General features: G+C 60.1%; 11 protein-coding genes. 3 read left to right on the top strand and 8 right to left on the bottom strand.

What is annotated here, in order from left to right; translation table 11 throughout:
• Positions 1-38: 38 nt before the first annotated feature.
• From NQL71_RS25415 to NQL71_RS25390, 6 genes are all read right to left on the bottom strand, one after another.
• Positions 39-1127 (bottom strand): SMP-30/gluconolactonase/LRE family protein, encoded by a 1089-nt coding sequence (locus NQL71_RS25415; RefSeq protein WP_166618728.1) that lies wholly within the window; start codon positions 1125-1127, stop codon positions 39-41.
• The gene (locus NQL71_RS25410) at positions 1124-2275 is read right to left on the bottom strand and encodes a sterol desaturase/SRPBCC family protein (protein ID WP_166618729.1); all 1152 of its coding nucleotides are present in this window, start codon (positions 2273-2275) and stop codon (positions 1124-1126) included. The genes NQL71_RS25415 and NQL71_RS25410 overlap by 4 nt, the downstream gene beginning before the upstream one ends.
• A 249-nt stretch (positions 2276-2524) precedes the next feature.
• Complete coding sequence (locus NQL71_RS25405) at positions 2525-3388, bottom strand: LysR family transcriptional regulator (RefSeq protein WP_046820273.1); 864 nt, start codon at positions 3386-3388, stop codon at positions 2525-2527.
• Between the two features lie 221 nt (positions 3389-3609).
• Complete coding sequence (locus NQL71_RS25400; RefSeq protein ID WP_162488927.1) at positions 3610-5457, bottom strand: amidohydrolase; 1848 nt, start codon at positions 5455-5457, stop codon at positions 3610-3612.
• Positions 5458-5750: 293 nt separating this feature from the next.
• Entirely contained in the window at positions 5751-6065 is a 315-nt protein-coding gene (locus NQL71_RS25395) for an SCP2 sterol-binding domain-containing protein (RefSeq protein WP_046820162.1), read from the bottom strand.
• Between the two features lie 64 nt (positions 6066-6129).
• The gene (locus tag NQL71_RS25390; RefSeq protein ID WP_166618730.1) at positions 6130-6840 is read right to left on the bottom strand and encodes a histidine phosphatase family protein; all 711 of its coding nucleotides are present in this window, start codon (positions 6838-6840) and stop codon (positions 6130-6132) included.
• Between the two features lie 200 nt (positions 6841-7040).
• On the opposite strand from NQL71_RS25390, the gene sohB reads away from it, so the two are divergent.
• The 3 genes from sohB to NQL71_RS25375 all read left to right on the top strand — a co-directional run bounded on the left by sohB (position 7041) and on the right by NQL71_RS25375 (position 12516).
• Entirely contained in the window at positions 7041-8063 is a 1023-nt protein-coding gene (sohB, locus tag NQL71_RS25385) for a protease SohB (protein WP_046820160.1), read from the top strand.
• 179 nt (positions 8064-8242) lie between these two features.
• Positions 8243-12094 carry a dermonecrotic toxin domain-containing protein gene (locus NQL71_RS25380; protein ID WP_274643550.1) on the top strand — a complete coding sequence of 1284 codons (3852 nt, stop codon included), beginning with the start codon at positions 8243-8245 and terminating at the stop codon, positions 12092-12094.
• Positions 12095-12210: 116 nt separating this feature from the next.
• Entirely contained in the window at positions 12211-12516 is a 306-nt protein-coding gene (locus tag NQL71_RS25375; RefSeq protein ID WP_046820158.1) for a hypothetical protein, read from the top strand.
• A gap of 61 nt (positions 12517-12577) precedes the next feature.
• On the opposite strand, the gene NQL71_RS25370 is transcribed toward NQL71_RS25375, so the two are convergent.
• Together NQL71_RS25370 and NQL71_RS25365 are read right to left on the bottom strand one after the other, a co-directional pair.
• Complete coding sequence (locus NQL71_RS25370; protein WP_046820157.1) at positions 12578-13072, bottom strand: DUF934 domain-containing protein; 495 nt, start codon at positions 13070-13072, stop codon at positions 12578-12580.
• A complete protein-coding gene (locus NQL71_RS25365) occupies positions 13056-14714 on the bottom strand; it encodes a nitrite/sulfite reductase (RefSeq protein WP_046820156.1) in 1659 nt (552 codons plus the stop codon). The genes NQL71_RS25370 and NQL71_RS25365 overlap by 17 nt, the downstream gene beginning before the upstream one ends.
• Positions 14715-15162: the final 448 nt, after the last annotated feature.

Below are 15162 nucleotides of genomic sequence, written 5' to 3'. Positions count from 1 at the left end.
AACCCCCCGCTTCCGGCCCCTGCCTCGCTCCCACAGGTTTACTGAAGCGCCGTACTCAGCGGCAACCGCGCCATGTTTTTCGCTTTCAACGAGCCAAAATACAACCACTCCCCATATTCACGCACGGTGGTGATCGGCGAGTAATTGCCGCTGCTGCCGTCCTGCAGGTTGGCGACCACCTTGCCCTCCAGGTCCAGCCCCAGCACAAAAGCGCGTTTTTCCACCGGCTTGGGCAGGACGGTCATCGCTCGCGCAATCATCTTGCGCACGAAAGGGTAGGGTGCGGTCTTGTCGAGCAGGGCGTTGCGCGGCGCATACAGCGCCACCCAGAACCGGTCGCGGCCATTGAAGGCCAGGTTGTCCGGCATGCCCGGCAGATTGTCGATGAACAGGTCATGGGTGCCGGCGTTCGGCCCGCTCAACCAATAGCGCCTGATGCGATACGCGCCTGTTTCGTTGACCAGCACAAAGGCATCGTCCGGACCCAGGGTGACACCATTGGCAAATTCCAGCTTGTCCAGCAGCACCGTGGTCTTGCCGGTCTGGAAGTCATAGCGCAACAAGCGCCCGTCGCCGCCATGTTCGATGATTGCCTCGCCATCCTTGCCGTAGCCGAACCGGCTGGAGGCATCGCTGAAGTAGGCGTAGTGCCCGGGCTTGTCGATCGCGACGTCGTCGGTGAAACCCAGCGGCACGCCGTTGGCGCTGGTGCACAACGCTACCAGGCGACCCTGGGCGTCCAGCGACAACAAGCCCTTGACGGCGTCGGCGATCACCAACAGTCCATTGGGATGCCGGGCCAGGCCCAGGGGGCGGCCGCCGGTGTCAGCCAGCACCTTGGTGTCCTGGCCGTCGAGGCTGGTGCGAATGACCCGGCCATCATGCAACCCGGTGATCAGCGCATTGTTCTCCATGAGCAGCGCTTCGGGGCCGTCGATGTTTGCGGCACCGACGGGTGCCACAGCCTTGAGGCGCTGATTGTCCGCGTACGGTCCGCTGCTGAGGGAGGGGGTGGGTTGTGGTGTCCAGGCGACGGGCTTGACCTTGGTCGGCATCAATAGCAGGAAGGCGCCAAGGGCGACGATCAATAGCAATACCCAATGATGAAAGCGGTTCGGTCGGCTCACGCACGGACTCCTGAAGACGTCAGGTATTTTTCCACGGTATTGCGAAGCGCCAGCATCGACGCCGCCGATTCGCGCTCGATCCGTCGCTTGAGCAGCAATTGGTTGGCCATGCGCATCACCAACCCGCTGAACTGGTATTCCAGCGTGCGGACAAACCGCGAGCCATCGCCCTCGGCCGCGCATTCGTAAGTCAGCCGCAATGACAGGCCATTGTCGCCATGGGCACGGGCAACCCAGCGTCGTCCGGGCAGATACTCATCGACCATCCAGCTCAAGTGTCCGTCACGCCCACCGGCGCGGATGTCCTCTTCGAACCGCGCGCCCGCATGCAACGGACCGTTCTGGCCGTTTATCCTCAGGGACGATGGGTGCCAATCCGGCCAGCGGGTCACGGTACTGGCATAGGCGAGCACGGCGATGGGGTCGCCGGCGATGTCGATCTTGTGCTGCATGCGGGTCATGGATGTTCTCTCCAGGTGCCTGAAGGCCGGCTCCGGTTCCGGTTCCCAGTAGAGGGTGCCGAACAGGTAATCCATCAACGGAAAAACGATGTTGAAATTGCGCTGCTGCATCATTTCGCGGCGGTGATGGAGTTCATGCAGGCGACGCATCTGGCGGATCCAGGGCAGGCGCGTGATCCGGTTGTGCGGCGGCAGATGCTCGCAGGCATGGAACACTTCATAGGTCAGGTACCCCAGGACCAGGCAGCCACCGACCAGTCCGGCAACGTTCGCATCCAGATGCTTGAGCAACCACCACAGTGGCACGGTGATCAGCAGGGTGTGCAACACGATCAGCCAGGGCGGGAACAGGATCACCCGCCAGTCGCGAGCGCTGTCGTAGGACATGTGGCCGGGGGCGAAAAAACTGTGATGGTCGCCGGCATGCCGGGCATAGAACAGTCGCGCGAAGTTTTTTTTGTGATGACCGAGGTGCCGATGCACCAGGTACACGACGAGATTCAAGGACAACAGGGCCACCGGTACCGCCAGCCATTCAAGGGGCGTTACCTGGTGCACGGTGCTCCAGAAAATGCCGATCGCCACCAGGCCGAACACCAGGACGAAGGTGCCATGGAGCCAGGGGTTATAGCGGGGATGAATGTCGCAACGGTAACGGGCGCGGAATGCTTCGGTGGTCTGCCTCACTGCAATCACCTGTCGTTATAGTTATCTCCAGCAGATTAGTCGATCCCCGGGTTTTGGCTGGCAGCCGGGCTGGATTTTGTTGCCGCCCCATCTTTCGTGGCCATACCCGATCTACTACTGACGTTCGGTGCCTCGCGGGGGGCAAGAAGATCAAAAGCAAAATCCTCCTACAGGTCTGTACGCGTCCCCTGTAGGCGCTGGCTTGCCAGCGATGGGGCCCGCAAGACCAGTGCAATATTCAAAGCTGACTCAAGTCAGCGGATTCCAGCGCTGCGACCAATCGTCATCGCTCTTGATCACCTCGCGCAACAGATCGAAGGCCCGTTGCAGCGCGGGCGAATCGCGGTCGCGGGAGTAGACCAGGTAGGTGGGGTAACTGAATTCCGGCGCCTTGGGCACGGGCTCCAGCATGCCGTTTTCCAGGTAGCTCTGCACCACCCGGGTGCGGAAGTAGCCGCTGCCGCCGTGTTCGAGGATGTACTGCAAGCCCAGGGGGCCAAGGTTGAAACTGAGCGCCGCCTTGGCTTTTTCCGGCAGGGCGGCGTCGTGCTGACGGCGAAAGTGCTGGCCCCAGTCGATGTAGACATAGGGTTCGGGGCGTTCGGGGTGGCGTACGAGGATGAGTTTTTCCTCGAGGATCTGCTCGACCTGCAGGCGCGGCCAGTACTCGGGTTGATAGACCAGCGCCGCATCGAGCACGCCAAGCTCCAGTTGGCGCAGCAGGTTTTCGCCGTCGCGGATTTCCATGCGCAGTGCATGGCCGGGAATCTTCTCGCGCAATACGCCGGCCCAACTGAGCATCAACGGATTGCACAGGCTGACCTCGCCACCGATGTGCAACACGTCGTGGAACCCCTCGGGCAAGGGCAAGTCCCGGCGTGCGGCTTCCCAGGTCTCCACCAGTTGATTGGCATAGATCACGAACGCCTCACCATTGGGCGTCAGGCGGGCGCCGGCGCGGTTGCGCACGAACAGCGTGCTGCCCAGGTGGCTTTCGAGCTTCTGGACCCGCGCGGTGATCGCGGTCTGGGTGACGTGGAGCTTCTCGGCCGCCGCGGCAAGGCTGCCGTGGCGGACGATTTCCAGGAAGGTGCGGGCGAGATCGATGTCCATGGGGCGGCCGGTGCGGGAAATACTCGCATTGTAGGAGCAGTCTTCACCAGCTGTCACAGGTGGTGTTCAGCGATGAAGAATGTACCTTCCACGCAGATCCAATGTGGGAGCGGGCTTGCTCGCGAAGGGGTCATGTCAATCAACGGAAATGTTGACTGAACTACTGCCTTCGCGAGCAAGCCCGCTCTCACATTGGGTTGCGATGTTAGCGAAATTGTCGATCAAAACGCGAAACAGGAGCAGCCAAACGCCCCCCAGAACCCGCGGAAGTCACTCACCGGCGCATCCGACAAGCGCGCCCGCTCATGACTGTGCGCATGCACCGCACAGGCCCCGACGCATTGATGCACCTGGGCCGTCAACGGTGCCGAAGCTTTCCAGTGCCCTGGCACCTTGGCTACCGGCGACCATTCCGGTACCACGGGAATGGGCGGCGGCCCGAGTTTTTCGAACTCGACGCTGGCGTAGACAATTTTGCCATCGACCAGGGTCAGCACCGATTCGATGTCTTTGATGCCCTCGGCCTCCATGTGGAAATAGTCCCCCGACAGGGCAATCAGGTCCGCCAGTTGCCCGACCTTGATCTGCCCCTTCTTGCCTTGCTCGGAGGAGAACCAGGCGCTGCCGTGGGTAAACAGCTCCAGTGCGGTGTCTCGGCTCAAGCCCTGTGGGTACAACGCCAAGCCGCCGACCGTGCGGCCGCTGACCAGCCAGTACAGCGAAGTCCAGGGGTTGTAGCTCGACACCCGTGTCGCATCGGTGCCGGCGCCTACCGGTACGCCTTCGGCCAGCATGCGGGCGATTGGCGGCGTGTGTTCGGCCGCCTTGGCGCCGTAGCGGTCGACGAAGTACTCGCCCTGGAACGCCATGCGATCCTGAATGGCAATACCGCCGCCCAGCGCCCTGACCCGCTCGATGTTCTGCGCGGTGATGGTCTCGGCGTGATCGAAAAACCACGGCAAGCCGTCAAAGGGAATGTCGCGGTTGACCTTCTCGAACACGTCGAGCATGCGGCTGATGGATTCGTTGTAGGTAGCATGCAGGCGAAACGGCCAGCGTTGCTCCACCAGATGGCGTACCACCGGTTCCAGGTCCTGTTCCATGGAGGCCGGCAGGTCCGGGCGCGGCTCCAGGAAATCTTCGAAATCCGCCGCCGAGAACACCAGCATTTCCCCGGCGCCGTTATGCCGCAGGAAATCGTCGCCCTGGCCGTAGCGCGAGGTGCTGGTCCAGTTCTTGAAATCGGTGAGCTCTTCCTTGGGTTTCTGGGTGAACAGGTTGTAGGCGATGCGCACGGTCAACTGCCGGTCCTTGGCCAACTGCTGGATGACCTGGTAGTCGTCCGGGTAATTCTGATAACCACCGCCGGCGTCGATCGCGCTGGTGACCCCCAGGCGATTGAGTTCGCGCATGAATTGCCGGGTCGAGTTGACCTGGTACTCCAGCGGCAATTTCGGCCCTTTGGCCAGCGTCGAATACAGGATCATGGCATTGGGCCGGGCGATCAGCATGCCGGTCGGATCGCCATTGGCATCGCGCTGGATTTCGCCGCCCGGCGGGTTCGGCGTGTCGCGGGTGTAACCCACCACTTTCAAGGCGGCGCGATTGAGCAAGGCGCGATCGTACAGGTGCAGGACGAACACCGGCGTGTCGGGCGCGGCCTTGTTCAGTTCGTCGAGGGTGGGCAGGCGCTTTTCGGCGAACTGGAATTCGTTCCAGCCACCGACCACCCGCACCCACTGTGGCGTTGGCGTGCGGTCGGCCTGGTCCTTGAGCAGGCGTAGCGCATCGACCAACGACGGTACGCCTTCCCAGCGCAGTTCCAGGTTGTAGTTCAGACCGCCACGGATCAGGTGCAAGTGCGAGTCATTGAGGCCGGGGATCACCGTGCGCCCGTGCAGGTCGATGACTTGCGTAGCGGGGCCTTGCAGGGCCATGGCCTGGGCGTCGCTGCCGACCACCACGAAGCGTCCGTCCTTGATGGCGACGGCACTGGCCTGGGGTTTCTTGCGATCGACGGTGTGCAGGCGTCCGTTGTAGAGAATGAGGTCGGCGGGGGTGTCTGGCATGGTTTTACTCCCAGCGAACAGCGGGCTGATCCAGGCACCGACAGCGCCCGCGGACAGGCCTTGGAGAACGTGGCGACGGTTGACACCGTTGTGTTCCTCGGGTGGGCTCATGTCAGTGCTCCGCGCAACGTGAGTTGAGGGCAAACAGCTGAAGGCGCCGCATGCGGCCAGATGGAATATAGACGGCAAATCCGCAGGCGGTGGTTTTCACGCGTCGAAAACGACGAATCCCGCCACAAGGGGCGGGATTCGTTTGCAGCCAGGCGCGCTTGCGACAGTCGCAAGCAGCGCAATCAGGCCGGGAACAGCTCGGACAGTTTCATCGCCAGCATCATGTCGCCTTCAGCGCGCAGCTTGCCGCCCATGAATGCCTGCATGCCGTCGGTTTCGCCGCTGACGATGCCTTGCAGGGTTTCGCCGTCCATCACCAGAGTCACCTGGGCGTCCGGGTTTTCGCCTTCCAGCAGCTCGCAGGTGCTGTCCTTGACGACCAGCGAGAAGTTCTTGGTGTCGTCGATGCGGAAACCAAAGACCAGGTCCAGGCCGGCAGCAGCGCCTGGGTTGAACTTGGCTTTCATTGCTTGTACTGCATCTGCTACGGAGGTCATGGTTTGATCCTTTTTCTGGTAATTAGAGCAGGGTGATTACAGCCAGGGTGACAATAGTCCGGACTCAGCGAAACGTGATGAGTTCGGGGGTCTTCAACAGTTGCAGGTGTGCATGACTGTTGAAGGAAGCCAGGGCCACCTCGCGACCACGGAATTTCAGGTGGTTGAGCGAGGTGTTGACGATTTGCCAGTTCAGTTCAAAAGCCTGTTTGGCAGGCATCTGCGTAATGAGGTGGAGCAGGGCGGTGATGGTGCCACCGGAGGTGAATACGGCGATTTTCTGAGTGTTGTCGGCCCGTTCGAGGATGCGCTGCAAACCGGCCTGCACGCGTTCGACGAAGCCCAGCCAGCTTTCCAGGCCCGGTGTGTCATAGGTGCCGGCGAGCCAGCGTTCGATGATCAGGGCGAAGATGCGCTGGAACTCGCCACGGTTCTGCGCGGCGTTGCGCAGGATGTTCAGCGCTTCGGGTTCGTCCGCCAGCATGGCCGGCAACAGCGCGCGGATCACCGCGTCGGCGTCGAATTCATTGAAGGCCGGATCGGTCTCCAGGATCGGCACCGGCAGGCCCACGGCGGCGTATTGTTCGAGCGCGCTGTTGGCCGTATGTTGCTGGCGACGCAGGTCGCCCGACAGGCAGCGATCGAAGCTGATACCGAGTTCGGCCAGGTGCTGGCCGAGGATTTGTGCCTGGCGAATACCGGTGGGCGACAGGACGTCATAGTCGTCTGCACCAAAGGAGGCCTGGCCATGTCGAATCAAATAGATGCTGCCCACGTCCGCGTCATCCCGGTACGTTGAAGGTTTGGCGAGGTTATGAGGATGGCGCTGAGCTGTCAATGAAAAAACATACGCTTGTTTGAAATGCTCGTTACAGGCCTGTTGCCAGAGGTTTCACGGCTGGTCGCAGGGGCGGCGCATGGGTATGCTGGTGGTATCCGCGCGCTTGCATGCCGCGCAACGTTTAAGGAGTCCCTGTGGAGTTTTTGTCCGAGTACGCCGTTTTCCTGGCCAAGACCGTGACCCTGGTGATCGCCATCCTGGTGGTGTTGGCCAGCTTTGCGGCCTTGCGCAGCAAAGGTCGACGCAAATCCGCCGGCCAGTTGCAGGTCAGCAAGCTCAATGATTTCTACAAGGGGCTGCGCGAACGCCTGGAGCAAACCTTGCTCGACAAGGATCAGCTCAAGGCCTTGCGCAAGTCCCAGCTCAAAAGCGAGAAAAAACAGAAGAAGCAACACGAGGCCAAACCGCGGGTCTTCGTGCTCGACTTCGACGGCGACATCAAGGCCTCGGCCACTGAAAGCCTGCGCCACGAAATCACCGCGTTGCTGACCCTCGCCACGCCCAAGGACGAAGTGGTGCTGCGCCTGGAAAGCGGCGGCGGCATGGTCCACAGCTACGGCCTCGCTTCCTCCCAGCTGGCACGTATCCGTGAGGCCGGCGTACCGCTGACCGTTTGTATCGACAAGGTCGCGGCCAGCGGCGGCTACATGATGGCGTGCATCGGCGAGAAGATCATCAGCGCGCCGTTCGCGATCCTCGGCTCGATCGGCGTGGTCGCGCAGTTGCCCAACGTCAACCGCTTGCTGAAAAAGCACGACATCGACTTCGAAGTCCTGACGGCCGGCGAGTACAAGCGCACCCTCACGGTATTCGGCGAAAACACCGAGAAGGGGCGGGAGAAGTTCCAGGAAGACCTGGATATTACCCATCAGTTGTTCAAGAACTTCGTTGCCCGCTATCGCCCGCAACTGGCGATCGATGAAGTGGCCACCGGTGAGATCTGGCTTGGCATTGCGGCGCTGGACAAACAACTGGTGGACGAACTGAAGACCAGTGACGAGTACCTGGCCGAGCGCGCCAGGCAGTCCGAGCTTTATCACCTGCATTACGCTGAACGCAAAAGCCTGCAAGAGCGCATTGGCATGGCGGCCAGCGGATCGGTCGATCGCGTGTTGTTGAGTTGGTGGAGTCGCTTGACCCAGCAGCGCTTCTGGTGATTTCAACGCCTCTCGATGTAAAAAAATGAAACCTGCGGGTTTCATTTTTTTTGCCCTGGATTCCTGTTTTTCTTGCGTTGAATGCGACATTTCCCATGGTCGCTGTCGAACCTTCCCGCTTCCGGGAGCGGGCTGGCTGGTTAGGGTGGAATGCCTAATTGCTCGCCATGGAATGCGCCATGCCAGACCTATCACACAACGAAATACCCGCCTCGAATGCGCTGCGCCCTGCGCGAATACGTGACCCGCTCAAAAGCGTCCTCGATATCGCGCTGCCGCAAACCCCTGCGCAGTTTGCCGGGCACCTGATCCAGGAGAAGTGGGGGCAGGAGATCGACCCGACGACAGCGCAGCTGGTAACGCTCGATTACGACTACAAGGGCCGTCCTGCGCAAGATGGAATTCATCAGGGGCAGGTGGCAAGCCGCATGTCCCTGGTGCAAGCGTTGCTGGCCAATTTCCAGGCAGTCGGAGACGGGCGTTTCGGTGAAACGGCATTTGGCTTGTACACGCCACCCGATGTCGGGCCAGCCATCAATGTGCTGGAACACGCGGATGACTTGACGGAGCCAGGTAACGACTATCACTGCGCCTATGAAGGTATTTATCGCCGTACCGTCCCACAAGCCTACGGGCCGGCCACCCAACTGGCCGTGAGGCCCGCCGACTTCAAGAAGTGGGTCTGGGAACTGGACCTGCAGACTCGATATCAGGCCTACCTGAAGCAGGCCTGGCCGGCGGACGAAATCGTCATCGCAACCAGGCCGGAGCCTCTGAAAACGTCGTCGAAGGCCGCATTTGTCATGGCGGCGTTTTTGCAAAGACATGAAAACAGCCTGAGCCAGAAGGGCCTTGAGCTGGCCCTGCAAGCCACAGGCTTACCGCCTGACCAGGCATGGTCGGCACTGACGATCGAACAATTGCAGGCGCCCACCCGCGTGACGACGCCGCTCAAGGTCGGGCGGCTGAAGTTGTATCGATACACCTCCAGGGATATCTGGGGCTGGCGCGACGCGAATGGCGCGATAGTGCTGTACATCCCCGGTAACTCCTCCCCTGTGCATGGGTTCAAAGACAGCGGCCAATTGCACCAGTGGATAGTGGCCCAGGGTCAAGCCGAGGACGGCAAACTGGCCCTGGCGGCGCATTTTGCCGAGGATGATCGCAAGGACGGCACGTTCCATGCCGGTGTGCTGACGGCGCTGGACGGCATGGCGGTCTATCCGCGTGAACACCGGCTGAACAAAGAAGCGGGCTTCTTCAACGACGACGGTTTTTGGCCGCCGGCCCGCTACATCGGTTTCGATGACTCGCCATCAGGCGCCGACCCGTTTGCCCAACTGGTGTTGACCATGAAGGAGGCCTCCCTGGCCAGTGTCAGCACCATTCTTGACGATGCCCAGGTCAATCGGGATAACCTGAGTGCCGCCGTCGAACCGGTGGTGCAGTGGATCAACCGGTTTGGTCCTCTGGCGCTGTTCGTCCCCGGTGGCGAAGGGCTGCTGGCGTTGTCCGGCCTCATCGACGCCGGTTATGGCCTTGATCAGGCCGTCAATGGTGCAACTTCGGCTGATCGAACGGCGGGTGTCACGCGTAGCGTATTTGGTTTGCTCAATGCTTTGCCCCTGGCCGGCGCGGGCGCGGTGCTGAAGGGTGATGCTGCCGATGCTGGCATCATTGCCGAACGTTCCCGTGAACCAGGCGTCAATCCGGGCGAGGGGGGCACCAGGCCGTCGCTGGCTCGGCCCACGACCCCTACAGTGCCATCGAGTCTCGCACAGCAGAACCGTGTGGCGCTTATCCGCGCAATCGGACCGTCAGTGGCGTCCTTGAGCGATGAAGTGCTGGCGCAGATCGGCAAGGTCAGTGCAGTCGATGACGACATGCTGCGCCTGATGCAGGGCGGGCGTGCGCCGACGCCCTTGCTGGCCGATACCATCAGCCGTTTCAGGATCGAACAGGAACTGGAGCAAGCGGCTGTGCCCCAAAGTGAGCGCGCCGGGCTGTTTTCCACCCGCTACCAAGCGCTTGAGCACTCGGAGCACGAATGGGTCCGGTTGTTCCAGCGGCAATACCCTGGCTTGCCCAGGGCCGCCATCGAGCAAATGCTCGACCGCTATGGCGTCGATATCCAGAGCCCCGTGGACGCTGTCCAGGTCCGGCAAGCGTTCAAGCGCCTCAATCACAAGGCCCTGCAATACCAGCAGCATGTGCGGCTCAATCGTGCTTATGAAGGACTGTACATTCGCTCGCTGGTCAGTGCGGAGTCGGACACGCTGGCCCTGCATTCGCTGAAAAACCTGCCAGGATGGCCCGGGAACCTTAGCGTTGAAATCCTTGAGAACTCCGTCTCAGGCGCCTTTGTGGATCGTAGCGGCGCACTTGACGCTCCCAGCGTTCGACGACTGATCAAGGTGGCAGGCCATTACCAGGGGCAAGCCGGGCAAGTGGATTTTTATGCGGCGCTTCTTGATGTCTTGTCCGCAGAAGAGCGTTTGGCGTTGCAGCTTCCCCCGATTGACTCGGCCCGGGCGTTGCGGTTGAAAATCGGTGAGCGGGCCATGCCCCGTTCCGAGTTGGTGCTCGGATTGCACCGAATGGATGGCGGCCTGCCTTTCGAGGCGCAAGGGCTACGAGGGGGTGTTTTCCCTGATACGCCGCAGGCCGCAGTGTTGACGCACGAAATGATGAGGTTGCAGATCAAGGAAATCTATCCGGATTCCACAGATGCTGAAGCCGATGAGCTGCTACTGCGTGCAGGTGGCAATGCGCAGGCGCACATCGATCTGCTGCAGCAACAGTTTCACCAGCTCAACACTGACTTGCGTGGCTGGATCGATCAGGTGGCGGGAGACATTGAGGACATGGACATTCCTTTCCTCGGTGCCGATGCCCAGGGCCGGGCACAGGCGCATGCGCAGGGGCTGACGGATGAACAGATCGAAAACCATAACGCGCAACTGCTCCTGGACACCATGAACTACGAGCGCGAATCCAGGATAGAACTGGCTGACGATCTGCAAGCGATCTGGCAACGGCGTGCATTGAACGACCTGCGCGTCTATTCAGGCGAAGAGCTTGTGGGGTACAAGCTCCACATGGGCTTCGAGGATTATCACCGATTGCCGGTCATCAACATCCGCTTCAACGATGTCATCGAGTTGTCGATGCCACATTTTCATGTGACCGAGCGGGAAACCTTGAATGGGTTCCTCGAGTGTTTTCCGAATCTGCAGGCCTTGAACCTCGAGAGTGCCGAACTGATTCAATTCGACGCCCAGGGTAATGGGCGGACCGTTCTGCCGACGGCGTTGTTCGGCCTGACGCATCTCAGGTCGCTGAATCTCAAGGCCACCGGCTTGGCATTCACTGAAGAGACGGTGTCGGAGTTGGGCGGGTTGGCCAGGCTTCACACACTGGACCTGAGTGACAACCCTTTGGGCGAACCGCCCTTGCTGCTCGGGATGAATGACTTGCGGTGGCTGAACCTGAGTAACACCGGGATTGCCCGGTGCCCGATCGGCATCAGGGATGAGCCTTACATGATCTCACTGGATCTGCGTGACAACCTCATTGTCCGGGTGCCGCCCGCGGTGATGAACCAGGCGGTCTCGCTGGATCGTGTGCTGTTGTGGGGCAATCCACTGACGGACGAGGACACGCTGCGTCGACTGATCATTCATCGCGAGCAAACGGGGATCAATTTATGGCTGGGCGCGCCCGGCGATGACTATGGACAGTCGATTGCGTGGCTACGGGACTGCGATGAACCGCTGAAACAGTGGCGGCAAGCCCTTTGGCGGCGACTGGCAGGCAAACCCTCCGGTACGCGGTTTTTGAGTGTTATAGACAGGTTGAGCCTGACCGCCGATTTTCTGGTCGATTATCCGTTACTTCAGGCGCGAGTCTGGCGACTGCTGGAGCAGGCCGATTTTTCAGATGCAGTATGGAACCAATTGATTACGGTAGGAGGGCGGCTGGAAAACCCCTGGGTGGCGTTCAGGGCGCTGGAGCAGCGCGCAGGCCTTTGAGAGGAGTTCTACCCTGATCAATAAGAAAAAAATATCTTGTGTTTATATGAGCGTTGAGTCCAAAGATAATTCGCTTAGACTCTCGATACCATTCACAGCAGCAAGGAAGTTGCATCATGAACGAAGGTCAATATCGGGGCGATCCACAGGATTTCGCCGTTTTTGAAAGGTTACTGCCGCAAAAAAGCATGTTTCTGATTGATAAAAGACCCACTAAGGATTTATCGGTCGTCTATCGCTCCAGAAACAATGAAATCGAAATGGCCTATATCAAGCGCCATCAACCCAGCCATGCTAAGCCGGACTTCAGTGTGTTTATCGAAGGTAGCTATTGGGGGAGCTTGAATGGAAAGTTGTTTGATGACATTCCCGCACTGGCGTACGCACTCAAGAAAAGGGGCCTGACGCAAGTCGAGTTCTGAGTGATCTGCTTCACAAGCAATAAAGCCCTGGCTCCTTGCGGAGTCAGGGCTTTATTTGTTTTTAGCGACGACGGAACAGCGGCAGCGGTTCGTCGGTGGCGGCCTGATAGGTCACCGAGAAGTCCTTGAGACCTTCCAGGGCTTCGTACGGGTCTTTGTCGGCGCGAATCGCGAACGCATCGAAACCGCAGCGGCGCAGGTAGAACAACTGGTCGCGCAGCACATCGCCAATGGCCCGCAGTTCGCCTTTGAAACCATAACGGTCACGCAGCAAACGGGCGTTGGAGTAATTGCGGCCATCGGTGAAGGCCGGGAAGTTCAGGGCGATGACCTGGAAGTTGGCCACGTCTTCCCCGATTTCCTCGGCTTCTTCGCCAGCGTCCAGCCAGATGCCCAGGCCGCCGTCGCGGGCCAGGAGCATACGGCTGTGTTCGCGCCACAACTGCAACGGGACGATGTAGTCGTCGCAGTTGGTGATTTCGTCGATGTTGAAATCCTTGGGCAGCAGGTGCCAGGTTTCGTCGACGACTTCGTTGTTCTTAATGATTCGCTGCATAGACGCGCTCCTTGAAGAGGTCGATGCCAATACGCTGGTAGGTGTCGATGAAGCGCTCGTCTTCGGTACGTTGTTCGATGTACACGTCGATCAGCTTCTCGATCACGTCAGGCATGGCTTCCTGGGCGAAGGACGGGCCGAGGATCTTGCCCAGGCTGGCGTCGCGACTGGCGCTGCCGCCGAGGGAAACCTGGTAGAACTCTTCGCCTTTCTTGTCCACCCCGAGGATGCCGATGTGGCCGACGTGGTGGTGACCACAGGCGTTCATGCAGCCGGAGATGTTCAGGTCCAGTTCACCGATGTCGAACAGGTAGTCCAGGTCGTCGAAGCGGCGCTGGATCGATTCGGCGATCGGGATCGACTTGGCGTTGGCCAGGGAGCAGAAATCGCCACCCGGGCAGCAGATGATGTCGGTCAGCAGGCCGATGTTCGGCGTGGCGAAACCTTGCTCGCGCAGTTCGCCCCACATTTCGAACAGACGGGACTGTTCCACGTCGGCCAGGATGATGTTCTGCTCGTGGGAAGTACGCAGTTGACCGTAGCTGTATCGCTCGGCCAGGTCGGCCACGGCGTCGAGCTGCTTGTCGGTGATGTCGCCCGGGGCAACGCCGGTCGGCTTCAGGGACAGGGTCACTGCGACATAACCAGGCTTCTTGTGGGCCAGGGTATTGCGCGCGCGCCAGCGGGCGAAGCCCGGGTATTGCTGATCGAGTTCGGCCAGGGCGGCGGCCTGGTTGTCCAGCGCCTTGTAGTCCGGGTCGACGAAGTGTTTGGCGACGCGATGCACTTCGGCTTCGGTCAGCGTGGTCTGGCCACCGCGCAGGTGTTCCATTTCCGCGTCGACTTTCTGGGCGAAGACTTCAGGCGTCAGCGCTTTCACCAGGATCTTGATCCGCGCCTTGTACTTGTTGTCACGACGGCCATAGCGGTTGTAGACCCGCAGGATGGCGTCGAGGTAGCTCAACAGGTCTTGCCACGGCAGGAATTCGTTGATGAACGCACCGACCACCGGCGTACGACCCAGGCCACCGCCGACCAGCACACGGAAGCCCAGTTCGCCAGCGGCGTTGTGCACCGGCTCAAGGCCAATGTCATGGACTTCGATAGCGGCGCGGTCGGAAGTCGAACCGTTGACGGCAATCTTGAACTTGCGCGGCAGGTAGGCGAATTCCGGGTGGAAGGTGGTCCACTGACGGACGATCTCACACCATGGGCGCGGATCGATCAGCTCGTCGGCAGCTACGCCGGCGAACTGGTCGGTAGTGACGTTGCGCAGGCAGTTGCCGCTGGTCTGGATCGCGTGCATCTGCACGGTGGCCAGTTCCGCGAGAATATCCGGAATGTCTTCCACGGCCGGCCAGTTGAACTGCACGTTCTGCCGGGTGCTGATGTGCGCATAGCCCTTGTCGTAGTCGCGGGCAATCTTGGCCATCATCCGCACCTGGCGCGAAGTCAGTTGGCCGTAAGGCACCGCTACACGCAACATTGGCGCGAAACGCTGGATATAAAGCCCGTTTTGCAGGCGCAGGGGGCGAAATTCTTCTTCGCTCAGCTCACCTGCCAGATAGCGTCGGGTCTGATCACGGAACTGCTTGACGCGGTCCTCGATGATTCGCTGATCGTATTCGTCGTATACGTACATATAAGTCCTGTTCTCAGGCTTGGGTCGCTCGGATACAGCTGCGTTTTTGTGCTTGCCGGAGTCCGAAGGAGCCTCTGCAATTCTGCGCGCACGGCCGCGCACTCCCTACGGAGCCGGGGCAAGATACCAGTTTGCGGTTATGCGCAAAAGTGATGTTTGAGTATATGTAAAGAACCAAAAGGACTAATGAGAATCGTTGTTGCAAAGCCCCTGTTTGTGGTGCGGGCAATCGTCGTCTTTAATGTGATCGAGTCTTTATGCAATCACCGATAAAACCGACAAGAGGCGATGCAATGAGCAACCCAACCAAAGCACGCAAAAGCGATAGTTCGGTCGATGCCTGGGCGATTCTGTTCCTGATCATCCTGGTCGTCGGCACTGCGGTATTCTGGGTCAGTCACCAGTAAATCAACCCGTCCGGGTCTCGTTCCGACGATTGTCGGACAAA

It is taken from the genome of Pseudomonas serbica (assembly GCF_028823535.1).
Lineage (GTDB): Bacteria > Pseudomonadota > Gammaproteobacteria > Pseudomonadales > Pseudomonadaceae > Aquipseudomonas > Aquipseudomonas serbica.
This window is presented reverse-complemented; position numbering and strand designations above follow the sequence as displayed.

Bases quoted from the DNA above. Each gene is read 5' to 3' on its own strand.
- NQL71_RS25405 (WP_046820273.1), bottom strand. From the start codon at position 3,388: ATGGACATCGATCTCGCCCGCACCTTCCTGGAAATCGTCCGCCACGGC.
- NQL71_RS25400 (WP_162488927.1), bottom strand. From the start codon at position 5,457: ATGCCAGACACCCCCGCCGACCTCATTCTCTACAACGGACGCCTGCAC.
- NQL71_RS25395 (WP_046820162.1), bottom strand. From the start codon at position 6,065: ATGACCTCCGTAGCAGATGCAGTACAAGCAATGAAAGCCAAGTTCAAC.
- NQL71_RS25380 (WP_274643550.1), top strand. From the start codon at position 8,243: ATGCCAGACCTATCACACAACGAAATACCCGCCTCGAATGCGCTGCGC.
- NQL71_RS25375 (WP_046820158.1), top strand. From the start codon at position 12,211: ATGAACGAAGGTCAATATCGGGGCGATCCACAGGATTTCGCCGTTTTT.
- NQL71_RS25370 (WP_046820157.1), bottom strand. From the start codon at position 13,072: ATGCAGCGAATCATTAAGAACAACGAAGTCGTCGACGAAACCTGGCAC.
- NQL71_RS25365 (WP_046820156.1), bottom strand. From the start codon at position 14,714: ATGTACGTATACGACGAATACGATCAGCGAATCATCGAGGACCGCGTC.